Annotated in this window: 23 protein-coding genes; 16 read left to right on the top strand and 7 right to left on the bottom strand. The window is 72.9% G+C overall.

The window, feature by feature from the left end; all coding sequences use genetic code 11:
• Positions 1 to 21: 21 nt before the first annotated feature.
• The 4 genes from AB0G59_RS12065 to AB0G59_RS12050 all read right to left on the bottom strand — a co-directional run bounded on the left by AB0G59_RS12065 (position 22) and on the right by AB0G59_RS12050 (position 3,600).
• Positions 22 to 1,164: an MAB_1171c family putative transporter gene (locus tag AB0G59_RS12065; protein WP_360910606.1), complete on the bottom strand. Its 1,143-nt coding sequence runs from the start codon at positions 1,162 to 1,164 to the stop codon at positions 22 to 24.
• Complete coding sequence (locus tag AB0G59_RS12060) at positions 1,149 to 1,682, bottom strand: hypothetical protein (protein ID WP_360910604.1); 534 nt, start codon at positions 1,680 to 1,682, stop codon at positions 1,149 to 1,151. Before AB0G59_RS12060 ends, AB0G59_RS12065 begins: the two co-directional genes overlap by 16 nt.
• Before the next feature lie 81 nt (positions 1,683 to 1,763).
• Positions 1,764 to 2,243: a hypothetical protein gene (locus tag AB0G59_RS12055; protein WP_071963402.1), complete on the bottom strand. Its 480-nt coding sequence runs from the start codon at positions 2,241 to 2,243 to the stop codon at positions 1,764 to 1,766.
• Between the two features lie 175 nt (positions 2,244 to 2,418).
• Positions 2,419 to 3,600, bottom strand: a complete 1,182-nt coding sequence (locus tag AB0G59_RS12050; RefSeq protein ID WP_360910602.1) for an amidohydrolase family protein — start codon at positions 3,598 to 3,600, stop codon at positions 2,419 to 2,421.
• Between the two features lie 291 nt (positions 3,601 to 3,891).
• Between AB0G59_RS12050 and AB0G59_RS12045 the strand changes: the two genes are divergently transcribed.
• The 6 genes from AB0G59_RS12045 to AB0G59_RS12020 all read left to right on the top strand — a co-directional run bounded on the left by AB0G59_RS12045 (position 3,892) and on the right by AB0G59_RS12020 (position 8,266).
• On the top strand, positions 3,892 to 4,383 hold the full coding sequence (locus tag AB0G59_RS12045) for a hypothetical protein (protein WP_360910600.1): 492 nt from the start codon (positions 3,892 to 3,894) through the stop codon (positions 4,381 to 4,383).
• Between the two features lies 1 nt (position 4,384).
• Positions 4,385 to 5,578, top strand: coding sequence for a DUF6545 domain-containing protein (locus AB0G59_RS12040; RefSeq protein ID WP_360910850.1), 1,194 nt, complete (start codon positions 4,385 to 4,387; stop codon positions 5,576 to 5,578).
• A gap of 129 nt (positions 5,579 to 5,707) precedes the next feature.
• Positions 5,708 to 6,115 carry a cell division protein SepF gene (locus AB0G59_RS12035; protein ID WP_360910598.1) on the top strand — a complete coding sequence of 136 codons (408 nt, stop codon included), beginning with the start codon at positions 5,708 to 5,710 and terminating at the stop codon, positions 6,113 to 6,115.
• 24 nt (positions 6,116 to 6,139) lie between these two features.
• Complete coding sequence (locus AB0G59_RS12030; protein WP_360910596.1) at positions 6,140 to 7,288, top strand: ATP-binding protein; 1,149 nt, start codon at positions 6,140 to 6,142, stop codon at positions 7,286 to 7,288.
• The gene (locus AB0G59_RS12025; protein WP_360910594.1) at positions 7,285 to 7,689 is read left to right on the top strand and encodes a nucleotide pyrophosphohydrolase; all 405 of its coding nucleotides are present in this window, start codon (positions 7,285 to 7,287) and stop codon (positions 7,687 to 7,689) included. Before AB0G59_RS12030 ends, AB0G59_RS12025 begins: the two co-directional genes overlap by 4 nt.
• 118 nt (positions 7,690 to 7,807) lie before the next feature.
• Positions 7,808 to 8,266 (top strand): DUF6099 family protein, encoded by a 459-nt coding sequence (locus AB0G59_RS12020; protein ID WP_360910592.1) that lies wholly within the window; start codon positions 7,808 to 7,810, stop codon positions 8,264 to 8,266.
• Positions 8,267 to 8,310: 44 nt separating this feature from the next.
• Here AB0G59_RS12020 and AB0G59_RS12015 read toward each other — a convergent pair whose 3' ends face one another.
• On the bottom strand, positions 8,311 to 8,529 hold the full coding sequence (locus tag AB0G59_RS12015; protein ID WP_360910590.1) for a hypothetical protein: 219 nt from the start codon (positions 8,527 to 8,529) through the stop codon (positions 8,311 to 8,313).
• Positions 8,530 to 8,846: 317 nt separating this feature from the next.
• Here AB0G59_RS12015 and mmuM point away from each other — a divergent pair, with 317 nt between their 5' ends.
• The 7 genes from mmuM to AB0G59_RS11980 all read left to right on the top strand — a co-directional run bounded on the left by mmuM (position 8,847) and on the right by AB0G59_RS11980 (position 19,505).
• Complete coding sequence (mmuM, locus tag AB0G59_RS12010) at positions 8,847 to 9,761, top strand: homocysteine S-methyltransferase (protein ID WP_360910588.1); 915 nt, start codon at positions 8,847 to 8,849, stop codon at positions 9,759 to 9,761.
• A 34-nt stretch (positions 9,762 to 9,795) separates the two neighbouring features.
• Positions 9,796 to 11,262, top strand: coding sequence for a 3' terminal RNA ribose 2'-O-methyltransferase Hen1 (locus AB0G59_RS12005; protein ID WP_360910586.1), 1,467 nt, complete (start codon positions 9,796 to 9,798; stop codon positions 11,260 to 11,262).
• Positions 11,259 to 13,865, top strand: coding sequence for a polynucleotide kinase-phosphatase (locus tag AB0G59_RS12000; protein ID WP_360910584.1), 2,607 nt, complete (start codon positions 11,259 to 11,261; stop codon positions 13,863 to 13,865). Before AB0G59_RS12005 ends, AB0G59_RS12000 begins: the two co-directional genes overlap by 4 nt.
• A 91-nt stretch (positions 13,866 to 13,956) precedes the next feature.
• Entirely contained in the window at positions 13,957 to 15,189 is a 1,233-nt protein-coding gene (locus AB0G59_RS11995; protein ID WP_360910582.1) for an arginine deiminase, read from the top strand.
• An 86-nt stretch (positions 15,190 to 15,275) separates the two neighbouring features.
• The gene (gene argF / locus AB0G59_RS11990) at positions 15,276 to 16,277 is read left to right on the top strand and encodes an ornithine carbamoyltransferase (protein ID WP_360910580.1); all 1,002 of its coding nucleotides are present in this window, start codon (positions 15,276 to 15,278) and stop codon (positions 16,275 to 16,277) included.
• 151 nt (positions 16,278 to 16,428) lie between these two features.
• Positions 16,429 to 17,256, top strand: a complete 828-nt coding sequence (locus AB0G59_RS11985) for an enoyl-CoA hydratase family protein (protein WP_360910578.1) — start codon at positions 16,429 to 16,431, stop codon at positions 17,254 to 17,256.
• Positions 17,253 to 19,505: a bifunctional salicylyl-CoA 5-hydroxylase/oxidoreductase gene (locus AB0G59_RS11980; protein ID WP_360910848.1), complete on the top strand. Its 2,253-nt coding sequence runs from the start codon at positions 17,253 to 17,255 to the stop codon at positions 19,503 to 19,505. The genes AB0G59_RS11985 and AB0G59_RS11980 overlap by 4 nt, the downstream gene beginning before the upstream one ends.
• Before the next feature lie 30 nt (positions 19,506 to 19,535).
• On the opposite strand, the gene AB0G59_RS11975 is transcribed toward AB0G59_RS11980, so the two are convergent.
• Entirely contained in the window at positions 19,536 to 20,372 is an 837-nt protein-coding gene (locus AB0G59_RS11975; protein WP_071963392.1) for a PaaX family transcriptional regulator C-terminal domain-containing protein, read from the bottom strand.
• Positions 20,365 to 22,005 carry an AMP-binding protein gene (locus tag AB0G59_RS11970; protein WP_360910576.1) on the bottom strand — a complete coding sequence of 547 codons (1,641 nt, stop codon included), beginning with the start codon at positions 22,003 to 22,005 and terminating at the stop codon, positions 20,365 to 20,367. The genes AB0G59_RS11975 and AB0G59_RS11970 overlap by 8 nt, the downstream gene beginning before the upstream one ends.
• A gap of 139 nt (positions 22,006 to 22,144) precedes the next feature.
• Between AB0G59_RS11970 and AB0G59_RS11965 the strand changes: the two genes are divergently transcribed.
• From AB0G59_RS11965 to AB0G59_RS11955, 3 genes are all read left to right on the top strand, one after another.
• Positions 22,145 to 23,350 carry an acyl-CoA dehydrogenase family protein gene (locus AB0G59_RS11965; protein ID WP_360910574.1) on the top strand — a complete coding sequence of 402 codons (1,206 nt, stop codon included), beginning with the start codon at positions 22,145 to 22,147 and terminating at the stop codon, positions 23,348 to 23,350.
• Positions 23,347 to 23,745 (top strand): RidA family protein, encoded by a 399-nt coding sequence (locus AB0G59_RS11960; RefSeq protein WP_360910572.1) that lies wholly within the window; start codon positions 23,347 to 23,349, stop codon positions 23,743 to 23,745. The genes AB0G59_RS11965 and AB0G59_RS11960 overlap by 4 nt, the downstream gene beginning before the upstream one ends.
• 78 nt (positions 23,746 to 23,823) lie before the next feature.
• The gene (locus AB0G59_RS11955) at positions 23,824 to 24,447 is read left to right on the top strand and encodes a TetR/AcrR family transcriptional regulator (RefSeq protein ID WP_360910570.1); all 624 of its coding nucleotides are present in this window, start codon (positions 23,824 to 23,826) and stop codon (positions 24,445 to 24,447) included.
• Positions 24,448 to 24,455 lie beyond the last annotated feature (8 nt).

The raw sequence follows: 24,455 nt of genomic DNA, 5'->3' as shown, positions 1-24,455 counted from the left end.
CGGCCGCCCCGGGCGTCGCCGCTAGGAGGCCGCGGCGGACAGCGCCGCCTTGTACGCCCGCAGGGACGGCGACCGGTAGGCGTCGGCGACCCGCAGCAGATGGCCGATCTCGTCCGTGAGGTCGTTCGCCGCCGGTCCGGCGAGGTTGACCGTCTGGGAGTGCGGGGGCCGTCCGTTGCACCGGGCGTCCAGGGCCGCGGTGAGCCAGCAGGCCGTGACGTGGGCGTTGACCAGATGCTCGGGGACGGCCTGCTCGGCGACGTGCCGGTGCACGGCCTCGAGCGCGGCCGGGGTGACGTAGTTGCGCAGCACGATCATCGCGTCCCTGATCTCGATCACGCGCCGGTACAACCGCAGTTGGAGGGGCATCGCCGCCTCCCACAGGCGGTTGTCCGGGGTGAGGACGACATCGGGGCTGGCGGCGGTCAGGTCGTGCCACAAGGGGGCGAGCCGCCGGTAGGTGCGCCGGTAGCGGCGGTGGGCGCGCAGCTGGATGACCACCGGCAGCGCGGCGCCGATCGCCATGAACCAGGCCTCCACGCCGGTGACGGGGGAGAACCAGAGGCAGACGGCCGTCGACCGCGTGTGCAGATAGACGAGCTTGAGCACCCACAGCAGGGACGCCAGCAGGGTGCCGGTGCCGAACAGCCGCAGCCCCAGGCGCAGGAGCCGCGGGGTGTCCTGCCGGCCGTAGCGCCAGCACACCACTCCGCAGGTGGTGTCCGCCATCAGATGGAAGAGGAAGAAGAGCCACCAGTAGGCGAGGGGCACGCCCGGCGTCGCCGCCGATCCGGCGATCTGGTTGCGGGCGTGCCCGGGCGCCCCCAGGTCCAGGAGCACCAGGGCGGACATGACGGTGGCGGCGGTGCAGAACACCAGGGCCGTATGGCGGTGGCGGTCCGCGGCGCCGAAGATGAACCACAGCACGGCGGCCGCGTCGATGATGCTGAACAAATGTTTGGTCAGGTCGATCCAGTGCTCGTCCGGCACCAGGTGTCCCAGTGCGGCGGTGACCGGTTCCAGGTGGATCGACATCGCGAGCGCGATCATGACGATGGCCAGCCACAGGGGCCGTTGGGACCGGTCGCGCAGGCCCTGCGGAGCACGGGCGGTCGCCACGACCCACAGGGCGGCGATGCCCGTGGTCTCTAACCACGCGAGCATGACGCTCCCGTGGTGCGCAGGCCGCGCAGCCCCATGGCGGACTCCAGTCCGCCCAGCATCCCCGAGAGCCGGCTCGGTGCGGGCAGCCGGCCGGCCGCCTCCAGGATGAGGGTGGCGATCATCTCCGCTTCCTGTTCCTGCTCGTCGGAGTAGCGCAGCCGGGGCAGCACCTGCCGGATCGACTGCGGGTCGGTGATGTCGAGGTGCCGGAACAGCCGTTGCTCGTCACCCTGCGAGCGGTGGTCGCACACCATGTGGCCGATCTCGTGCATGATGATGTGCTCCTGGTGCAGGGGGCTGGTCTGCGCGTCGTAGAAGACATAGTCGCCGCGTTCGGTGACCAGCCACATGCCCGACGGCGTGCCCGGGACCGTCGGCGTCGGCAGCGGCAACAGATGCAGGGGACGGGCCCGTTCGGCCGACAGGCGGGCGCAGAGCTCCTGGGCGGAGAAAGGTTCCGGCAGGGGGATGCCGCTGATCACCTTGCGGCATTGCCGACGCAGACGCCTCCAGTGCATCTCGGCCCGCTCCCCGTGGCTCGTCCGGACAGGAGGGCACACCACCTCGTACCCGTGTCGCATCATGCCACCGCCCCGGGCTCAGGTGGGTGGAGGGGACGGAGACTCCTTCGCGCACTGCTCCAGGTCACGCAGCTGCCGGATCATGTCCGCGGCCATGCGCTTGCCTTCCGGGGACAGGGCCGCGAGATTGCCGCGGAGAAACAGCGCGCTCACCCCCGCCTCGGCCATGGACCGGTCCAGCTCACGACTGGCCAGGAGTTCCTCGTCGATCATTCTCCGCGCGACGTCGTCGTCGGTGAAATAGGAGACGGGCACCTCGAAATACCGTGCCATCGCCACCAGATGGCGCAAGGTGGGATTCGTGCGTTCACCGCGGTGCAGCTGCCACAGATACGGGCCGGAGAACGTCTCCCCCGACTGGGCCGCGATAGCCGCAGCGAGCGCTTTGTAGGACGGTTTGCCGTCCTCGCTCAACTCGGCGCGCAATGTGATCAGGTGGTCGAGCTTCTCCGCCACCGTCAGCTTGCGCCGGGCCTGTCCGTCCCTCTCGCCGTTCATGGGCTGCTGCCCCCCTTTTGCATGGCACCAGTGAATGCGCCGGTTGACCTCCGACGACTGTGGGGCCACCCACACTTTGCCAGATATCGGGCGCAACTGAAACTCGTTCGATGGGTATTGGCCTGTTCATCCTGGCTGACGCGGGAAGGTTTCGCCGCCCCGCATCAGCCGGCCGTCATGGCTCCCGGAACGCCGGCAGCCCGGCGCGGTGGACCGCCCGGACCGCACGGATCGCGCCGATGTCACGGACGGGATCGCCGGCCACGGCCAGCAGATCGGCGTCGTACCCGGCGGCGACGCGCCCCTTGCGGCCGGCCAGGCCGCAGGACTCGGCGGCCAGGGAGGTGACCGAGACCAGCGCCTCGGTGTTGGTGGCGACCTGCGAGGCGAAATAGACCAGGTCGCCGGGGAGCACGTCGTGCGGCTTGTGCGGGTTGATGCCGGCGTCGGTGCAACAGACGACGCGCACGCCGCGGCGGTGCATGGAGGCCTGGTTCTCCCAGTACGGCTCGATGGTCCGCAGCACCTCGTCGGGCATGCCCGCGCGGGGTTTGACGACCGTGCAGCCGACGAACGTGCCCGCCGCGGCCATGGCGTCGACCGTCGCGGGATCCATCCGCACCCCCGACGGCGTCATGAACGTGCAGTGCTCGATGCCGTCGACACCGGCCGCCACGGCATCGGCTATGCCCGAGGCCGCGTGCGCGTGCGCGGTGACCGGCAGGCCCAGTCCGTGCGCGGTCCGCGTGACCGCCCGCAGTTCCGCCAGGCTGTACTGCGCCCCTCCCGGATCCGACCCCCTGGTGGACATCCCCCCGGTCGCCATGATTTTGACGAGGTCCGTCCCCCTGCGGGCGCGGGCTTCGACCGCCGCCACCGCCTGCTCGGTGCCGTCGGCCTCACCGCCGAGGTACCAGCAGTGCCCGCCGCCGCGCGTGATGGGCGGCCCGGCCGCGAGGATCTGCGGCCCCAGCGCCCCGTCCGCGTACTCCTCGCGCAGCCGCAGCGCGAGGTACCCGCGGTCGCCGAGGTCGCGCACGGTGGTGATCCCGGCCCGCAGGGCGCGCGCGGCGTGCTCCCGCATCCGGGCCAGCACGGTGGCGTCGTCGTCGTGGACCATCTGCTGCTCGGTGGGCCCGCTCGGATCGAAGACAAGATGGCTGTGCGCGTCCACCAGCCCCGGCAGCAGTGTGACGTCCCCCAGGTCCGTCACGGCCACGCCCTCCGGCGGGTTGGCGCCGGTGAGGTCGACGTCGGTGATCCGCCCGCCGTCGACCAGGACCATGACCGGGCCGTCGTGCGCGGTGACTCCGTCGAATAAGCGGGCGGCGCGTATGGCCGAGCGGGAATCGTCCACGGACGTAGCTCCAAGTGTCGTCGAGGTGTCGGCAGGCCCGGCGGTGCACCGCGCGCGGCGTACAGGCATGAAACCAGCAGGAATCGGCCCACGGCTATCAGATCGTTCCCCATGTGTCCACTGCGATGTACAGTTGAACAGCTGATCGGACAGGCGGGGGACTTGGGGGAGTCACCACGGTGGGGTACGGCGCGTCGGGAGATGATTCCGCGAGAGCCGGAACAGGTCGTACTACCCCATCGGAGAGTGATGAGTCGGCGATGCCCGCCTACGCAAGGAAGAGGTAAGCCCATGACTGGTAAGCATGTGCGGGCCGAAGCCGAAGAGCTCGTCATGAGACTCCCCGACCTTCCCCGCCCGTGGGACGTCGAAGTCTTGTGCCGCTCCCTGGCGCAGTCGCGGGGCCGTCCACTGACGCTGCACCCGATGGACCTGCCGGCCATGCCCTTCGGGCTGTGGTTCGACGACGGGTCCGGCGATCGCATCATCTACCGCTCGTCCGCCACCGGTTACTACCGCGACCACATCGTCCTGCACGAGATATGCCACATGCTGGCCGGCCACGGGAAGCCGCCCGAGGAACTGGTGGGTGAGTCCCAGGCTGCGGCTCCGGCTGACGGGGGCGAGCAGCCCGCGAGCGGCAAGCCGTGCAGCAACGCCGAGGAGGAGCTCGCCGAGACGTTCTCCACCATGGTCCTGAAGAAGGCGGGCCAGCTGCGGCCGAAGAGCGTCAGCGCCGTGGAGCGCCGCGCCGAACAGCTGCTCGGAGCCGGCTTTGCATAATGTGCCGTCCTGGGTCGAGACCCTGCGCGGGGTCATCCTCTTCATCGTATGGACCGTTCTGGTCCTGCGGATCTCCGCTCTCTGGCGCGCACCCCAACGACCCGTCTGGGTCGTGCTGTTGGTCCTGGCGACCGGTTCACTGATGATCCAGGCCCCGGTGGGGCGCTGGTTCGACAGCACCACCGGCGTGGCCAAGGCGGGCGAACTCGCCGTCGCCCTGGTCGCGCTCACCGACTTCGCCGCGGTCTGGTGGTTCGCGGTCGCCCTGCACCGGGCGGGCCATGCCACCCCCCTCTGGCTGCGCCGCGCCCCCGCGGTGAGCGCGGCCACCATGGCCGCCCTCGCCCTGGCCTTCTTCGTCGTCACGCCCGCCGCCGACCGCTTCGGGGCCCAGGCCCACGGCTGGTGGGCCGGCTACGCCGTCGCCTGGATCACCTTCGGACTGGTCACGGCGGTGGGGGCGGGCGCCCTCTTCTGGCGCCACGGCATCACCATGCGCAGCCCCGTACTGCGCCTGAGCATGCTGGCGCTCGCCGTCGGCACCACCGCCGAGCTGCCCTACCTGGTCATCCGTGCCGTGCGGTGGTTCACCGAGGCGCCGCCCACGCTCGCCCTGGTCGGCTTCTGGTGCTCCTTCACCCGCTTCGTCCTCGTCGCCCTCGGATGCTCGCTGGCCGCGCTCGAGCCACTGCGCAAGGCGGCCCTGTACTGGTACCGCAGGCAGCGCCTGTACGGACTGTGGATGCTGCTGCGCGAGGCGACCCCCGAGCTGGTGGTGATGACCCCGCGGTCGCGGACCGCGGACGTGCTGACGTTCAGCAACGCCTGGGAGCAGCTCCACCAGCGCGTCATCGACATTCGCGACAGCATCACGTTCCTGCACGACGGCTGGGCCTCGCCGCGGCTCCTGGAGGAAGCGTCGAGCAAGGCCGCCGAAGCCGGCCACCGCGAACGCGAACGGCTGCTGGCCGCGGCGTGCTGGATCGAGGCCACCCGGCGCGACGCGCTGGCCGGTGCGACCAAGCTCCACCACGAGCTCGACAAGGACCTGCTGCCGGAGGTGCACGCCAGCGAGTCCACCGTGCACCGCGAGATCCGGCACCTGCTGCGACTGCACCGGGCCCTGCGGACCCGTGCCGTGCACGCCTTCGCCGACACCGTCCAGCACCGGCCCCCGGCCGCCGCGACGTCGTGAGGTTCGCTCTCTCCTTCGAGGGTGTCCCCCGTCGGGGAGCGGCGCGTGTCATTGGGCCTAACGGGGGTGTTTCCCCCTAAAATCGCGGGATGTACATAGCCAGCACGTTCCCCGGAAGGGTGTGATCCGGTGAACAGGTCCGAGGCCACCGACGAGCAGTGGCAGGGACTGGCCGAGGTCGTCCCGTTGCGCGGACATCAGACATGGCCGTCCTGGCCCGACCACCGGGCGCTGCCCGAGGAGGAGCCCGAGCAGAACCAGCGGCGGCTCGTCGTGCTCCGCGTGCAGGTCTTCGCGGACGCGCGCGAGGTCGCCGAGTACCTGATCGCCCGGATCCCGGTGCTGCTGGATCTCACGAGCGCCGACTCCGACGTCGCCAGGCGGATCCTGGACTTCTCCAGCGGTGTCGTCTTCGGGCTGGGCAGCGGTATGCACCGGGTCGACACGAATGTCTTTCTGCTCGCGCCCGAAGGGACGGAGGTGGCCTCGGGGTACCCCGATCGTAGGAAGAATGATCAGCTGAAACGGTTTGGCTGAGTCGCCGCCGCATACGGTCCCGGCATGGACGCAGCCACCCAGCTTCAGCGCCCGGCCGTCACCGAACTGCGGCTTTCCGCCTTCAAATCGCACCGCAACGCCGTCTATCCGCTCGGCCCGCTGACCCTGTTCCGGGGGGCGAGCGGCAGCGGCAAGTCCAGCGCCCTCCAGGCCTACGAGGCCCTCGCGCGGCTCGCGGGAGGCGACACCCTCGACGAGGCGCTCGCCCCCGTGGCCGGCGGCGCCGGTGCGTGCGTACCGCAGGGCGCCCGGCCCGACGAGCAGGGGCGGCGCGGCTTCCGCATCGGCTGCACGGTGGAGGGGCCGGCGGGGCCGGTCCGGCTGGACGTGGCCGTGCAGGCGGAGCCCGAACTGCGGGTCGTCGGTGAACGGCTGACCGGTTCCGGGCGGACGCTGCTGTCCACCGCCCTGCGCGACCCGGGGCTGCCGAGGGTGGAGGCGGCCTGGCACACGGCGGGCTCGGTGCCCGTCACCCGGGCCCCGCTGCCCGACGACCGGCTGGGCACGGCACTGCTGCCGCTGCGGGTCGCGGGCAAGACCGCCGGGCAGCGGATGGTCCTCGACGCGGCCGAGCAGGTGGTGCTCGCCCTGCGTTCGGTCTTCCCCTGCGACCCGCGGCCCGAGCTGATGCGCGCCCCGGTCGCCGCACGCGACGGGCTGCTGCGCGGCGCGTGCGACAACGTTGCCGCGGTGCTGGGCCGTACGCGCCACGAATGCGTCACCCGGCACGCGGCCCTGGTCACGGCGGCCGGCGCCGGGTGCCGGGGAGCGGTCGAGGGGGTGGCGGTGCAGGGCCTGGACGGCGGCTTCGTACGGGCGGTGCTGGCGCGGCAGTCCGGTGCGGCGACGCCCCTGGAGCGGCTCGGTGACGGGGAGCTGCGCTATCTGGCGCTGTGTCTGGTGCTGCTGACGGGGCCCGGGGTGCTGGCGATGGACCAGGCCGCCGAGGTGCTGCCGGCGCGGCAGGTGCTGACCGTCCTGGCGGACGGCCTCGACCGGTGCCTCGATCCACGGCAGTCACGGGAACTGCTGGGGCTGGCGGCGCGGATGTGCGAGCGGGGGCACATCAGACTGGTGGGGACGGTGCGAGGTTCGACGGGGGAAGCGGTGGAAGAGGTGCCAGGGGTGTCGATGGTAGACCTGGGGGCGTGACCGAACACCCTCAGCACCGTCTTCCCGAGCAGCCCCTCGACCTCCCGGCGCTGCAGCGCCGGCTGGCCGCGTTCGCGGCCGCGCGCGACTGGCAGCCCTTCCACACGCCCAAGAACCTTGCCTCGGCGCTGAGCGTCGAGGCGTCCGAACTGGTGGAGATCTTCCAGTGGCTGACGCCCGAACAGTCGGCGCGCGTGATGGAGACGCCCGCGACGGCGCACCGGGTGGAGGACGAGGTCGCGGACGTCCTGGCGTACCTGCTGCAGTTCTGCGATGTGCTGGGGATCGACGCTCTGGCGGCGCTGTCGGCGAAGATCGACCGAAATGAGCGGCGATTTCCGGCACCGGGGCAGCCGGGCGGCGGGGGAGCGGATCATGGTGATGGTCACTCTCCGGAGTGATGGGGATATCCACACCGCATCTGGTATCCACAGATTTCTGAATTCCCCTGGCTTTTCCGGCGGTTAGTCATCACTCTGGGTAGTGAGAGCGGGCGGACGGGAAGTATGGGGGACGGTCATGGAGGCAGCGCGGCTGATCGAAGCCACGAGGCACGCCCTGGCGCAGGCCAGGACGGTTCAGGACATCGTCGTCGAGGCCTGGCAGGCGCAGGCGCTGGCGGAAGCCGTCGGCAGTCATCTCGCGGTCCAGGGGCCCTTCGAGGCGCGCGCGGCGGCCCGGGGTCTGAGCGAGGCGGGCTGCCGGGCCTCCGGCGGGCTCTGCCGGACGGCGTCGCGCGCCGGAGGCTTACGGGCGGCACAGCTCACCGAAGTGCGCGACGCCTGGACGGTGCTGACGCGCCTCGCCGAGCTCCTGGGTGAGGTGGGCATAGCCCTGGTGGGCGTGGCCTGCGCCTGCGAGGAGGATGCCGTCTACTGGCAGTGCATCGAAGGGATCGACGCCGCCGACGAGACGACGGACCGGATAGGCGGACTGCTCAGACGGCTCGCCCTGCGTGAGCGGGGAGGTGCCGCATGAGGAAGGCGCGGAGCGCGGGTGCGTGGATGCCCGCGGGGTGTACGTCAGTCCGTGCCGGCGCCGCCCTGGTGCGGGGTCTGCTCGGCGGGGCCGGTCGTGGACGGCCGGTCCGACGACTGAAGGTCGGCGTCGAGCTGCGTCAGATCGGCGTTGAGCGCCGCCATCAGCTCCTCCATCTGCTGCAGCAGGCCCTTGGGTGCGCTCTGCTGCTGGGAAGCGGCCTGGGTGGGCACTGCCTCGTCGGGCACGGCTTCCTGGGTCATGGTGGCCTCCTCGGCCCTCGCCCTCCCGGTGGGGGAGGGCGGCGTTGCGATCGTCGCCTCCGGCAGCGGACACCGGTGCGCGGGCCGGGCGGTCCGGCTCCGCCCGAGCCAACGACCACCGGGCGCGTCCGGACACTGGCGGATGCCGCGCCGGCCCGTGGGCGCCGGGGAATTTCACCCGGCAGGAGTGAGCCGGACGGTGCCGGTGCCGTCGGTTGACGGGTGTTCGAAAAGGCGGGAGGGAGGGGGCAGGATGGGGCCCGACGGCCGCCGAGGCGACCGCCGGCCCGCACCAGGACACCGCGGAGGATCCCCCGATGGCCACCACACCCTCCACCACACCCCTCGCCGAGGCGCTCGCGCGCGGGCCGCTCGTCCTGGACGGGGGGCTGTCCAATCAACTCGTGGCACAGGGCTGTGACCTCTCCGACGAGCTGTGGTCGGCCCGGCTGCTCGCCGACGCGCCCGAGCAGATCGAGGCGGCGCACACGGCCTATGTACGGGCCGGGGCGCGTGTGCTCATCACCTCCAGCTACCAGGCCACGTTCGAGGGCTTCGCCCGGCGGGGGATCGGGCGCCGGGAGGCGGCGGCGCTGCTGGGGCGGAGCGTGGAGCTGGCGCGGAGGGCGGCCGGGCGGGTGGCGCGGGAGGTTTGGGTGGCCGCGTCCGTCGGGCCGTACGGGGCGATGCTCGCGGACGGCAGCGAGTACCGGGGGCGGTACGGGCTGAGCGTGGCGGAGCTGGAGCGGTTCCACCGGCCGCGGATCGAGACGCTGGCCGCCGCCGGGCCGGACGTGCTCGCGCTGGAGACGGTCCCGGACGTGGACGAGGCGCGGGCGCTGCTCGCGGCGGTGCGCGGCTGCGGGGTGCCGGTCTGGCTGTCCTACAGCGTGGCGGGCGGCAGCACCCGGGCGGGACAGCCGCTCGAGGAGGCCTTCGCGGTGGCCGCCGGGAACGACCAGGTCGTCGCCGTCGGCGTCAACTGCTGCGAGCCGGCCGACGCGGACGGGGCCGTGCGGATCGCGGCCGAAGTGACGGGCAAGCCAGTGGTGGTCTATCCGAACAGCGGGGAGGGATGGGATGCGCGGGCACGGGACTGGCAGGGGCGGCCCACGTTCGACCCCGCACGGGTCGGCGTCTGGCGGGCCGCGGGGGCCCGGCTCATCGGCGGCTGCTGTCGCGTCGGGCCGGAGCGGATCGCCGAACTGGCCGAGCTGCTGGAAAACCCATAGGAAACGGGCCGGTCGCGCCGGGATAATCGGCCGGGTGTTCCTGACGATCAGCACCTCCGGCGCTCCCGGGCGCCCCGCGACCGACCTCGGATTCCTGCTGCACAAGCATCCGGACAAGGCGCAGCGGTTCTCCACCTCCCATGGCACCGCGCACGTCCTCTACCCCGAGGCGAGCGCGGAGCGCTGCACGGTGGCGCTGCTGCTCGAGGTCGACGCGGTGGCGCTGGTCCGGCGCGGCAAGGACAAGGGGCGCGGTGGTGCACCCGACTCCGCGCTGGCGCAGTACGTCAACGACCGCCCCTACACGGCGTCCTCGCTGCTGGCCGTGGCCATCGGCAGCGTCTTCTCCAGCGCGATGAAGGGACAGTGCACGGCCCGGCCCGAACTGCCCGGGCAGAGCCTGCCGTTGCGCATCGAGGTGCCCGTCCTGCCGGCGCGGGGCGGCGCGGCTCTGGTGGAGCGGCTCTTCGCGCCGCTGGGCTGGACGGTCACGGCCCGGCCGGTGGAGCTCGACGAGCGCTTCCCCGAGTGGGGCGCCTCGCACTATGTCTCGCTGGTGCTGGAGGGCGAGCTGCGGCTGGCCGACGCCCTGCGCCAGCTGTATGTGCTGCTGCCCGTGCTCGACGACGGCAAGCACTACTGGGTGGCGCCGGACGAGGTCGAGAAGCTGCTGCGCTCCGGTGAGGGGTGGCTGGAGAACCACCCCGAACAGCGCCTGATCACCCATCGCTATCTGGCCCGCCGCCGGTCCCTGACCGATGACGCGCTCGACCGGCTCGCCCTCGCCCGCCTCGCCGAGGCCGACGACACCGAGGCGGAGGAGCTCGACACCGAGGCCCCGGCGTGCGAAGAGGGGCAGGACGCGCCGTCCGTACCGCTGGCCGTCCAGCGGTGCGAGGCGGTCCTCGGGGTGCTGCGGCGGGCCGGAGCGGCGCGCGTGCTCGACCTGGGGTGCGGTCAGGGCCGGCTGGTGGGGGAGCTGCTCAAGGACGTGCGCTTCACGGAGATCGTGGGCGTGGACGTGTCGGTCCGCGCCCTGAAGGAGGCCTCGCGGCGGCTGGGCCTGGACCGGATGGCGGAGCGGCAGGCCGCCCGGGTGACGCTGACGCAGGGCTCGCTCGCCTACACCGACCGGCGGCTCGCCGGGTACGACGCGGCCGTGCTCAGCGAGGTCGTCGAGCACGTCGACCCGGACCGGCTGCCCGCGCTCGAGCACGCCGTCTTCGGCGCGGCCCGCCCGGCGACGGTCGTGGTGACCACCCCCAACGTGGAGTACAACGTCCGCTGGGAGTCCCTGCCCGCCGGGCAGGTGCGCCACGCGGACCACCGCTTCGAGTGGACCCGCGAGGAGTTCCGCGCCTGGGCGGGGAAGGTGGCCGAGCGGCACGGTTACGACGTGGAGTTCGCCCCCGTGGGCCCGGACGACCCCGAGGTGGGGCCGCCGACCCAGATGTCCGTCTTCCGCAAGCACGAGACCCCGAAGGAGGCGGAGGCCGTATGACCACGACGAGCATCCCCCTCGCCGTACCCGATCTGTCCCTCGTGGTCCTCGTCGGCGCCACCGGCTCCGGCAAGTCCACTTTCGCCGCGCGCCACTTCAAGCTCACGGAGACCGTCTCCAGCGACTTCTGCCGCGGCCTGGTCAGCGACGACGAGAACGACCAGAGCGCGAGCAAGGACGCCTTCGACGTCCTGCACTACATCGTCGGCAAGCGGCTCGCGGCCGGACGGCTGACCGTCGTCGACGCCACCAATGTGCAGTCCGAGCCCAGGAAACAGCTCGTGCGGCTGGCCCGCGAGCACGATGTGCTGCCCGTGGCCATCGTCCTCGACGTCCCGGAGGACGTCTGCGCCGCGCGCAACGCCGCCCGTCCCGAGCGGGCCGGGCTCGCCCGCCGCGTCATCCAGCGCCACCAGCGCGAACTGCGCCGCTCCCTGCGCCAGCTGGAGCGCGAGGGCTTCCGCAGGGTGCACGTCCTGCGCGGCGCCGAGCAGGTGGCGGCGGCCGAGGTGGTCCGGGAGCGGCGCTTCAACGACCTGCGGCACCTCACCGGCCCCTTCGACATCATCGGTGACATCCACGGCTGCCGCTCCGAGCTGGAGAGCCTGCTCACCGCCCTGGGCTACGCCCTCGTCCGCGACGAGACGGGCCGCCCGGTGGACGCGGCGCACCCCGAGGGGCGCACCGCCGTCTTCGTCGGTGACCTCGTCGACCGCGGCCCCGACAGCCCCGGCGTGCTGCGCCTGGTCATGGGCATGGTCGCCGCCGGGCACGCCCTGTGCGTCCCCGGCAACCACGAGAACAAACTGGGCCGCTTCCTGGAAGGCCGGCAGGTCAACGTCGCGCACGGCCTCGCCGAGACCGTCGGGCAGCTGGAGCGGGAGGCGGAGCGGGACCCGGAGTTCCGCGAGCGGGCGCGGCAGTTCATCGCGTCCCTCGTCAGCCATTACGTCCTCGACGGCGGCTCCCTGGTCGTCTGCCACGCGGGGCTGCCGGAGAAGTACCACGGCCGCACCTCCGGCCGGGTCCGCTCGCACGCGCTGTACGGCGACACGACCGGCGAGACCGACGAGTTCGGCCTGCCCGTGCGCTACCCCTGGGCGGAGGACTACCGGGGCCGCGCCGCCGTGGTCTACGGCCACACCCCCACCACGACCGCGACCTGGCTCAACAACACCATCTGCCTGGACACCGGCGCGGTCTTCGGCGGCAGGCTGACCGCCCTGCGCTGGCCCGAGCGCGAGCTCGTGGACGTACCCGCCGAGCGGGTCTGGTACGAGCCCGTCAAGCCGCTGGCGGCCGAGGCGCCCGGTGGGGCCGACGGCCGCCCGCTCGACCTCGCCGACGTCACCGGGCGCCGCGTCGTGGAGACCCGGCACCTGGGCCGGGTGGCGGTCAAGGAGGAGAACGCCGCGGCGGCCCTGGAGGTCATGAGCCGCTTCGCCGTCGACCCCCACCAGCTCGTCTACCTCCCGCCGACCATGGCCCCGTGCGCCACCTCGAAGGAGGAGGGCTATCTGGAGCACCCGGCGGAGGCCTTCGCCGCGTACCGCGCGGACGGGGTGCGCCAGGTGATCTGCCAGGAGAAGCACATGGGCTCGCGCGCGGTGGTCCTCCTGTGCCGGGACGCGGAGGTGGCGCGCGAGCGCTTCCGCACCGGCGAGGGCCTGCCGGGCGCGGTGTACACCCGCACGGGCCGGCCGTTCTTCGACGACGCAGGCCCGGCCGGGCGCGTGCTGACCCGGCTGGGCGAAGCCGTCACGGGCGCCGGCCTGTGGGAGGACCTCGACACCGACTGGCTGCTGCTGGACGCCGAGCTGATGCCCTGGTCGCTCAAGGCGGCCGGGCTGCTGCGCCACCAGTACGCGGCCGTGGGCGCCGCCTCCCGTACGGCCTTCCCCGAGGTCCTCGCGGCCCTGGAGGCGGCCGTCGCACGCGGCGTGGACGTCTCCGGCCTGCTCGGCCGCCAGCGCGAGCGCGCCGAGGACGCCGCCGCCTTCACCCGGGCCTACGGGCGCTACTGCTGGCCGGTGGGCGGCGGCGCCGGGGAAGGAACCGAGGGCATCCGGCTGGCTCCGTTCCAGGTCCTGGCCGCCCAGGGCCGCAGCCTCGCCGCGCTCCCGCACGACGAGCAGCTGGCGCTGATCGACCGGCTCGTGGAGGCCGACTGCCCCGAGGACGGGTCCGCCGGCCTGATCGCCCCCACCCGCCGTCTGGTCGTCGACACCGAGGACGAGGACTCGCTCGCCGCGGGCACCCGGTGGTGGCTGGAGCTGACCGGGCAGGGCGGCGAGGGCATGGTCGTCAAGCCGCTCGCGGCGTACGTCCGCGGGACCGACGGCAGGCTCGTGCAGCCCGGCGTCAAATGCCGCGGCCGGGAGTACCTGCGCATCGTCTACGGCCCCGAGTACACCCGCCCGGAGAACCTCGCCCGGCTGCGCATACGCCACCTCGGCCACAAGCGCTCCCTGGCCCTGCGCGAGTACGCGCTCGGGCTGGAGGCGCTGGACCGGCTGGCGGCCGGGGAGCCGCTGTGGCGGGTCCACGAGGCGGTCTTCGCGGTGCTCGCCCTGGAGTCCGAGCCGGTGGACCCACGCCTGTAGCGGGCCCGCCCGGCGCGGGCACCCGGCACGCGGCGGCACTCCGTGCCCCGCGTGCCGAGTGATCACGGCACGTTCAGGTCAGGATGGGAAGATGGGATTCCATGTCGATTCCGAGGCCGGGCGGCTGCGCCGCGTCATCCTGCACCGCCCCGACCTGGAGCTGAAGCGGCTCACACCGTCCAACAAGGACGCCCTCCTCTTCGACGACGTGCTCTGGGTGCGCCGCGCCCGCGCCGAGCACGACGGCTTCGCCGACGTGCTGCGCGAGCGCGGCGTGGAGGTGCACCTCTTCCAGGACCTGCTGGAGGAGAGCCTGCGCGACCCCCTCGCCCGGGCGATCGTCCTGGACCGGGTCTTCGACGAGAAGGAGTACGGCCCGCTGGCCACCGACCACCTGCGGGCCGCCTTCGACGGGATGCCCGTGCCGGAGCTGACCTCCTGGCTCGTCGGGGGCATGACCAAGCGCGAGTTCCTCGCACGGCACGCCGAGCCGGTCTCCGTCCGCTTCCATGTGATGGAGCAGGACGACTTCCTGCTCAACCCGCTGCCCAATCACCTCTTCACCCGGGACACCTCCGCCTGGATCTACGACGGGGTGTCCATCAACGCCATGCGCTGGCCCGCCCGTTGGCACGAGACCGTGCACTACGAGGCCGTCTACCGCCATCACCCGCTCTTCGCCCAGGGCGGCTTCCACATCTGGTGCGAGGGCCAGGCGGCCTACCCGTCGACGATCGAGGGCGGCGACGTCCTGGTCATCGGCGAGGGCGCGGTGCTGATCGGGATGAGCGAGCGCACCACGCCGCAGGCGGTGGAGATGCTGGCCCGCGGGCTGTTCGCGGCCGGGTCGGCCCGTACGATCGTGGCGCTGGACATGCCCAAGGGACGGGCGTTCATGCACCTGGACACCGTGATGACCATGGTCGACGGCGATACGTTCACCCAGTACGCGGGCCTGGGCATGCTCCGCTCGTACACCATCGAGCCCGGCGTCGGCGAGCGCGAGCTGAAGGTCACCGACCACCCGCCGGAGCACATGCACCGCGCGATAGCCGCCGCCCTGGGCCTGGACTCCATCCGGGTGCTGACCGCCCGGCAGGACGTCCACGCCGCGGAGCGGGAGCAGTGGGACGACGGATGCAATGTGCTGGCCATAGAGCCGGGTGTGGTGGTTGCCTACGAACGGAACGCGACGACCAACACCTTCCTGCGCAAGCACGGCATCGAGGTCATCACCATCCCCGGCAGCGAGCTGGGCCGGGGCCGGGGCGGTCCGCGCTGCATGAGCTGTCCGGTCGAGCGGGATCCGGTACCCGGTGCCTGACCCACGAGACCCATCTGCATACTGATGCGGGTAGTCGTATAGACTTCCATTTTTGCCGCACTGTTGATGACCTAGGAGCCCATCCCATGGCGACAAACCTCAAGGGCCGTCACTTCCTCAAGGAGACGGACCTCACCGCCGAGGAGTTCCACGGCCTGATCGAGCTGGCCGCCGAGCTCAAGGCCGCCAAGCGCGCGGGCACCGAGGAGCGCCGACTCCAGGGTCGCAACATCGCGCTCGTCTTCGAGAAGACCTCCACCCGCACCCGCTGCGCCTTCGAGGTCGCCGCCTCGGACCAGGGGGCCTATACGACCTACCTCGACCCGGCCGGCTCCCAGGTCGGCCACAAGGAGTCGGTCCGGGACACCGCGCGGGTGCTCGGCCGGATGTACGACGCCATTCAGTACCGCGGTCACGGCCAGTACATCGTCGAGGAGCTCGCCGCCTACGCCGACGTGCCCGTCTACAACGGCCTCACCGACGAGTGGCACCCCACCCAGATGCTCGCCGACGTGCTCACCATGAGCGAGCACACCGCCAAGTCGCTCGACCACGTCGCCTACGCCTACCTCGGCGACGCCCGCTACAACATGGGCAACTCCTACCTCGTCACCGGCGCCCTCCTGGGCATGGACGTCCGCATCGTGGGCCCCCAGGAGCTCTGGCCGGCCCCCGAGATCGTGGCCCGCGCCCACCGGCTGGCCGAGACGAGCGGCGCCCGGATCACGCTCACCGAGGACGTCGCCGAGGGCGTGCGCGGCGCGGACTTCGTCGCCACCGACGTCTGGGTGTCGATGGGCGAGCCCAAGGAGGTCTGGGACGCCCGCATCGCCCTGCTCGCCCCGTACACCGTCACCATGGACGTGCTGCGCGCCACCGGGAACCCGGCCGTGAAGTTCCTGCACTGCCTGCCCGCCTTCCACGACCTGGGCACCACGGTCGGTCGCGAGATCTACGAGCGCCACGGGCTGACCTCGCTGGAGGTCACCGACGAGGTCTTCGAGTCGGTGCACTCCGTCGTCTTCGACGAGGCCGAGAACCGGATGCACACCATCAAGGCGATCCTGGTGGCCACCCTGGCCGACTGAGCCGACGGCCGCCGCACGGACCCGTGCCGGCCCCGCCCCACGAGTGCGCGACAGGGGCTGACCCCTATCGCGCACTCGTGACGACGGTCACGTAGCGGTGATAACTTCACCGGGCAGGCACCAGCCCCCCGGCTGAAGGAGGCCGTGCTCCATGAGTCCGTTCACCGGCTCCGCGTCCCGCACCGAGGAATGGCGGCACCTGCGCCTGACCCTCGACTCCGGCGTCGCCACCGTCACCCTCGCCCGCCCCGACAAGCTCAACGCCCTCACCTTCGGCGCCTACGCCGACCTGCGCGACCTCCTCCCCGAACTCGCCCGCGACGGCTCGGTGCGCGCCCTCGTGCTCGGCGGCGAAGGACGCGGCTTCTGCTCCGGCGGCGACGTCGACGAGATCATCGGCGCGACCCTCGCCATGGACACCGGCCGCCTCCTGGACTTCAACCGCATGACCGGCCAGACCGTACGGGCCCTGCGGGAGTGCCCCTTCCCCGTGGTCGCCGCCGTGCACGGGGTCGCGGCCGGAGCCGGCGCCGTGCTCGCGCTCGCCGCCGACTTCCGTGTCGCCGACCCGACCGCCCGCTTCGCCTTCCTCTTCACCAAGGTCGGCCTCTCCGGCGGCGACATGGGCGCCGCCTACCTCCTGCCCCGCGTCGTCGGCCTCGGCCACGCCACCCGGCTGCTGATGCTCGGCGAGCCCGTCCGCGCCCCCGAGGCCGAACGCATCGGACTCATCAGCCAGCTGGCCGACGAGGGCGGGGCCCACACCGCCGCACAGGCCCTCGCCCGTCGCCTCGCCGAGGGCCCCGCCCTCGCCCTCGCCCAGACCAAGGCCCTGCTCACCGCCGAACTCGACATGCCGCTCGCCGCCGCCGTCGAGCTGGACGCCGCCACCCAGGCCCTGCTCATGAACAGCGCCGACTACGCCGAGTTCCACGCCGCCTTCACCGAGAAGCGGCCCCCCAAGTGGCAGGGGCGATGACGGCCGCCGCACGGGTCGCGGTCATCGGCGGCGGGCCCGGCGGCCTCTACGCCGCCGCCCTCCTCAAACGCCTCGCCCCCCGGCGCGAGGTCACCCTCTGGGAACGCAACGCCCCCGACGACACCTTCGGCTTCGGCGTCGTCCTCTCCGCGGAGACCCTCGGCGGCATCCGGAGCGCCGACCCGGCCGTGTACGCGGCGCTCAGCCGCGAGTTCGTGCACTGGGACGACATCGACGTCGTCCACCGGGGGACCGTGCTGCGCTCCGGCGGCCACGGCTTCGCCGCCCTCGGCCGCCACCGGCTCCTGGCGATCCTCCAGGAGCGCTGCCGCGCGCTCGGCGTCACCCTGAGATTCGGCACCGAGGCGCCGCCCGCCGCCGCACTGGCCCGCTCCCACGACCTCGTCATCGCCGCCGACGGCGTCAACAGCCGCACCCGCGACAGCCACCGGGACCTCTTCCGCCCCACCCTCACCCACCACCGCTGCCGCTACATCTGGCTCGCCGCCGACTTCGCCCTCGACGCCTTCCGCTTCGAGATCGCCGACACCGAGCACGGTCTCATGCAGCTCCACGCCTACCCCTTCGGCCCGCGGGCCAGCACCGTCATCGTCGAAATGCGCGAGGAGGTCTGGCGCCGCGCCGGCTTCGACCGCGACGACGACAACGCCACGGCGGACCGCTGCGGCGCGTACTTCGCCGACCTCCTCGGCGGCCGCCCGCTGCGCTCCAACCGCTCCGCCTGGACGGCCTTCCGCACCGTCGTCAACGAGCGCTGGTCCCACGGCCGTACGGTCCTGCTCGGCGACGCCGCCCACACCGCCCACTTCTCCATAGGCTCCGGCACCAAACTCGCCGTCGAGGACGCCCTCGCCCTCGCCGGCCACCTCCAGGACGCCCCCACGGTGGCGGGGGCCCTCACGGCGTACGAGGCCGAGCGCAGGCCGGTCGTCGAGTCCACCCAGCGCGCCGCCCGCGCCAGCCTCGAGTGGTTCGAGAACCTCGCGCTCCACGTCGGGGGGCCACCGCGCCGCTTCGCCTTCGACCTCCTCACCCGCAGCCGCCGCGTCACCCACGACAACCTCCGCCTGCGCGATCCGGGCTTCGTCGCCGCCGTCGAGGCCGAGGCCGGCATCCCGCCCGGCACACCGCCGATGTTCACCCCCTTCCGGCTGCGCGGCCTGACCCTGCGCAACCGCGTCGTCGTCTCCCCGATGGACATGTACACAGCCGTCGACGGCACACCCGGCGACTTCCACCTCGTCCACCTCGGCGCCCGCGCCCTCGGCGGCGCGGGCCTGGTCATGACGGAAATGGTCTGCGTCAGCGCGCCGGGCCGCATCACGCCCGGCTGCGCGGGCCTGTACACGCCGGCGCACGAGAGCGCCTGGCGCCGGATCACCGGCTTCGTCCACGAACGGGCCCCCGGCACCGCCATCGGCGTCCAGCTCGGCCACTGCGGACGCAAGGGCTCCACCCGTCTGATGTGGGACGGCATCGACGAGCCGCTCCCCGAGGGCAACTGGCCCCTCGTGGCCCCCTCACCGCTTCCCTACCGGCCGGGCGTCAGCCAGACCCCGCACGCCCTGACCATCCCGGAACTCGCCGCCATCCGGGAACAGTTCGTCAGCTCCGCGGAAGCCGCCGCGCGCGCCGGGTTCGACCTCCTCGAACTGCACTGCGCCCACGGCTATCTGCTCTCCAGCTTCCTCTCCCCGCTCACCAACCACCGCGACGACGCCTACGGCGGCGACCTCGCCGCCCGGCTCGCCTACCCCCTGGAAGTCTTCGACGCCGTGCGGGCCGTGTGGCCCGCCGAGCGGCCGATGACGGTGAGGATCTCCGCCACCGACTGGGCGCCGGGCGGCACCACCGCCGAGGACGCCGTCGCCGTGGCCCGCGCCTTCGCCGAGCACGGCGCCGACGCCGTCGACGTCTCCACCGGCCAGGTCGTCCACGACGAGCGGCCCGATCGCGGACGCTCGTACCAGACGCCCTTCGCGGACCGCATCCGGCACGAGGCGGGCGTCCCGGTGATCGCTGTGGGCGCCATCTCGTCGTGGGACGACGTCAACTCCCTGATCCTGGCGGGCCGTACCGACCTGTGCGCCCTGGGACGCCCGCACCTGTACGACCCGAACTGGACCCTCCACGCGGCGGCCGACCAGGGCTACGAGGGGCCGGGCGCGCCCTGGCCCGTCCAGTACCGGGCAGGCAGCCGCAAGCCGCCGACGGGGCGGAGCGCGTGAGGGCCTCGCGCCCCTGCCCACCCGCGCGCCCTACGCCGGCCCGACCGCCGCGAACTGCGCCCCCGCGTCCCGCAACCGCGAGTGCAGTGCCGCGAAGACCCGGGCCGCGCGTCCGCCCGGCCACTCCTCCGGCAGCAGCGCCGCCGGCAGGCCCGGGTCGGCGTACGGCAGCCGCCGCCAGGAGTCCAGCGCCAGCAGGTAGTCGCGGTAAGCCGCCTCCGGCGGCACCGGCTTACGGCGCGCCCAGCGGCGCAGCACCGGCTCGTGGGTGTCCAGGAACGCCCGGTGCTGCCGGGCCAGCGCCTGCAGGTCCCACCACCGGGCCACCGCCTCGGCCGTGGGCTCGAAGCCCAGGTGGCTGCCCCGGAACAGGTCGACGTAGTCGGCCAGTCCGAGCCGCTGCAGGGTGTGGCGCGTCTCCTCGTGCACATGGGCCGGGGCGATCCACACGCCGGGCGCGGCCGTGCCGAAGCCCAGCCGGGCCAGGCGGGAGCGCAGCAGGTGGCGCTTGTGCCGCTCCTGTTCGGGGACCGAGAAGACGGCCAGCAGCCAGCCGTGGCCCGGGCGTGCCGAGGGGCGGCCGTAGATGCGGCGGTCGCCGTCGTCCAGCAGCTGCCGGGCGGCGTCCGACAGTCCGTACCCCGCGGCGCCGTCGGCCGTGCGGTCCGCGACGAGCAGGCCGCGCCGCTTGAGCCGGGAGACGGCGGACCGCACCGAGGGCGAGTCCACGCCCACCGCGCCCAACAGCCGGATCAGGGCCGCGATCGGCACCGGGCCGGCGGGCGCGTCGACGCTACCGCGTCCGTACGCGCCGTAGAAGGTGACGATGAGGGACCCGGGGGTGTGGAGCGGTTGCTGGTCAGTCACGGGGAAACTGTAAAGCGCCGTCGCGCAGCCGGAATCGCTGCAGTTTGCCGGTGGGCGTGCGGGGCAGGCCGTCGTGGAACACGATCTCGCGAGGGCACTTGTAGGGAACGATCTCCTTTTTGGTGAACTCCCGCAGCCGCCGCACCGTTTCCCCGGTGCGCGGCACCCCGGCCCGCAGCACCACGTGGGCGACGACGATCTCCCCGCGCCGCTCGTCGGGGCGGCCGACCACGGCCGCCTCCAGGACGTCCGGGTGGCGCAGCAGGGCCTCCTCGACCTCGGGCCCGGCGACGTTGCAGCCGGCCGAGACGATCATGTCGTCTGCGCGGGCCACGTAGCGGAAGTGGCCGTCGGGTTCGCGGACGTAGGTGTCGCCGGTGAGGTTCCAGCCGTCGCGTACGTACGCGGCCTGTCGCTGGTCGGCGAGGTAGCGGCAGCCGGTGGGGCCGCGCACGGCCAGCAGCCCGGGCTCGCCGTCGGGCACGGCCAGGCCGTCCGGGCCCAGGACGCGCGCCTCGTAGCCGGGGACCGGCACGCCGGTCGTGCCGGGGCGGATGGCGTCGTCCGCTGCGGCGATGAAGATGTGCAGCATCTCGGTGGCGCCTATGCCGTTGATGACGCGCAGCCCCGTCGCGCGCCGCCAGTCGTGCCACAGGGCCGCGGGCAGGTGCTCGCCCGCCGAGACGCATCTGCGGAGCGAGGAGGTGTCGTACGCGCCGAGCTCGCCGAGCATGGCGCGGTAGGCGGTCGGCGCGGTGAACAGCACGCTGACGCGGTGGCGTTGGACGTCGGACAGAAGCCGTGCGGGGCCGCCCCAGTCGGCCAGCAGGGTCGAGGCGCCCACGCGCAGGGGGAAGACCAGGAGGCCGCCGAGCCCGAAGGTGAAGCCGAGCGGGGGGCTGCCGGCGAAGAGGTCGTCCGGGTGCGGCCGCAGGACGCACGCCGAGAAGGTGTCGGCGATGGCGAGGACGTCGCGGTGGAAATGGAGGCAGCCCTTGGGGCGTCCGGTGGTGCCGGAGGTGAAGGCGATGAGCGCGACGTCGTCGGCGGAGGTGTCCAACGCCACATAGGATGTGGGTTTTTTCGCCGAACGCCGCAGAAGGTCGTCGGGAGCGTCGCCGCCGAACAGCGTAATCCGTAAGTGTGGCACCGCCGCCTTGATCAAGTCGTCGGCCGATCGGGTGTCGCACAGGGCGTGCCGGACCCGGGCGATCGCGCAGACGGCGGCCAGTTCGCCGGGACGCTGCGCGGCCAGCACGGTCACGGCCACGGCGCCGGCCTTCATCACCGCGAGCCAACAGGCCGCGAGCCAGGGCGTGGTGGGCCCGCGCAGCAGCACCCGGTCGCCGGGCACGACACCCAGGTCGGTGGTGAGCGTGTGCGCGATCCGGTCGACGTTGGCCTTGAGCTCGCCGTACGACCACACGTGCCCGGCGCCGTCGCGCACCGCGGGCCGGGCGGGGCCCAGCCGCCCGATCGTCGCGTCCAGCAGCTCGGCGCCGCAGTTGAGCCGGTCCGGGTAGTGCAGCCCGGGGGAGCCCGGGAGGTCGAAGCGGAGATCCGGCCACTGCCCGGGGGCCGGGAGATGGTCACGCGAGAAGGTGTCGACGTGCGCCGAGCGGTTGAGCTCCATCGCGGATGTGCCCCCTCGCCGGGGAGGAATGGGGAGGTGAACGGGGGTCTTGCCAGCGACATGGATCCACTGTCAGCGTAGCGAGTTGGTGACGGCAGTCAACAGAGCGCGATAGCAGGGGCGCGGGAAGGCGGGCCAGGTGACCACACCGTTCACACTGGACGGGGAGCAGCGCAAGTGGTGTGCGGAGCTGCGCGCGCTCGCCGCGCGCGAGTTGCGCCCCCTGGCCGGCAAGGGAGCCCCCGGCCGCGTCAACCGGCCGCTGGTCATGGCGCTGGGCGAGCTGGGCCTGACGGCCCGGGTCCTGCCCTACGGGGGCCCCGAAGGCGGCGGCTCCGCACGTGCCATGGACCTGTGTCTGCTGCGCGAAGCGCTCGCCCAGGAGTGCACGGAGGCGGAGACGGCCCTGGCCCTCCAGGGCCTGGGCGCGTACCCGGTGCTGCGGTACGGCACCGGGCCGCAGCGCGCACGGTGGCTGCCGGAGGTCGTCGCGGGCCGGGCGGTCGCCGCCTTCGCGCTCAGCGAGCCGGGCGCGGGCTCCGACGCGGCGGCGCTGGAGCTGCGCGCCGAGCGCACGGCCGACGGCTGGCGCCTGACCGGCGAGAAGTGCTGGATCTCCAACGCCCCCGACGCCGACCTCTACACCGTCTTCGCCCGTACGGGACCGGCCCCCGGCGCCGCCGGCGTCACCGCCTTCCTGCTGCCCGCCGACCGCCCCGGCCTCGGCGGGCATCCGCTGGAGATGCTCGCCCCGCACCCCGTGGGCGCCCTCACCTTCGACGCCGTCCCGGCCGGCCCGGACGACGTCATCGGCGAGGTGGGCGGCGGCTTCCGCGTCGCCATGAGCACGCTCGACCTCTTCCGGCCGAGCGTCGGCGCCTTCGCCGTCGGCATGGCCCGGGCGGCCCTCGGCGCGGCCCTGGCCCACGCGGGGGAACGCCACGCCTTCGGCGGTCCCTTGAAGAACCTGCAGGCCGTCTCCCACCAGCTCGCCGAGATGGCCACCCGCACCGAGGCCGCCGCCCTGCTCGTGTACGCGGCGGCCGCGGCGTACGACGCGGGGGAGCCGGGCATCGCCCGCCGCTCGGCGATGGCCAAGCTCTTCGCCACCGAGACCGCGCAGTACGTCGTCGACGCCGCCGTCCAGATCCACGGCGCCCGCGCCCTTCGCCACGGCCACCTCCTCGAACACCTCTACCGCGAGGTCCGCGCACCGCGGATCTACGAGGGCGCCACCGAGGTCCAGCGCACGATCATCGCGAAGGAGCTCTACCGGGCGAGCGGCGCGGCGCGCACCGGCGAGCCACCCACCGACCCCTCCGCGACGAGGAGCCCGCGCCCATGACCCTCGAACGCGTCAACCCCGCCGGGCTCTGCCCGCCCACCGGCTTCAGCCACGCCGTCACCGTCACCGGCGGCCGCCTGGTCTTCCTCGCCGGCCAGACCGCGCTCGACGCCGGCGGCAGGATCGTGCCCGGCCCCCTCCCGGAACAGTTCGAACGGGCCCTGGGCAACCTCCTGGCCGCCCTGCGCGCCGCCGGGGGCGAACCCCGCGACCTCGCCCGCGTGACCGTCTACGCCACCGACGTCGGCGCGTACCGCTCGTACGCCCCCGAACTGGGCCGGATCTGGCGACGCCTGGCGGGCCGCGACTACCCGGCCATGGCCGTCGTCGGCACGACCCGGCTCTGGGACGAGGAGGCCCTGGTGGAGCTGGACGGGGTGGCCGTGCTGCCGTGACGGGACGCGCCGGGCCGGCCCGGTGTACGGTTTCGACGGCATATCGGTGTTCGCGTACAGGCAAAGGGTGGCGTTTCGATGGCTTCTCGTCGGAGTGCCGATCCCGGCACGCTCACCTTCACCGAGCGCGCCCGGCGGCAGCAGATCGTCGAGTGCGCCATCGACCTCATCGCCGACAGGGGCTACCCGTCGACCTCGTTGGCGGCCATCGCCGAGGCGGCCGGGATATCCAAGGCGGCCGTCCTCTACCACTTCACGTCGAAGGACAACCTGGACCGCACGACGCTGACCCATGTGCTGGACCAGTTCCTCGCGTACGTGACCGAGCGGGTCGAGCGGGAGACGGAGCCGGGTGCCGCCGTCGTCGCCTACGTCCGCGCGATGATCTCCTACCAGCAGGCCAACCGCCGCCACGTCCGGGTGATCACGGAGATGCTGCTCGACGACAAGGGCGGCACCCGGCTCAAGACGCCGGGCTCCCACGACACCCACGACCGCTGGCAGGCCCTGGCCCGGCTGCTGGCCGCGGGCCAGGAGACGGGCCGGCTGCGCGCGTTCGACACGCGGACCACGGCGCTGGCCATCGGCGGCGCGATCGACAACGTCATCTCCTACTGGCTCGTCCACCCCGACTTCGACCTCGACGCCGCGGCTGAGGAGCTGGTGACCTTCACCCTGAACGCGATCGAACGCCGGGACTGACGTCACCT

It is taken from the genome of Streptomyces sp. NPDC021096 (genome assembly GCF_040641275.1).
Taxonomy (GTDB): Bacteria; Actinomycetota; Actinomycetes; order Streptomycetales; family Streptomycetaceae; genus Streptomyces.
The sequence above is the reverse complement of the archived record's forward strand: the minus strand, read 5'-3'. Positions and strand labels throughout refer to the sequence as shown.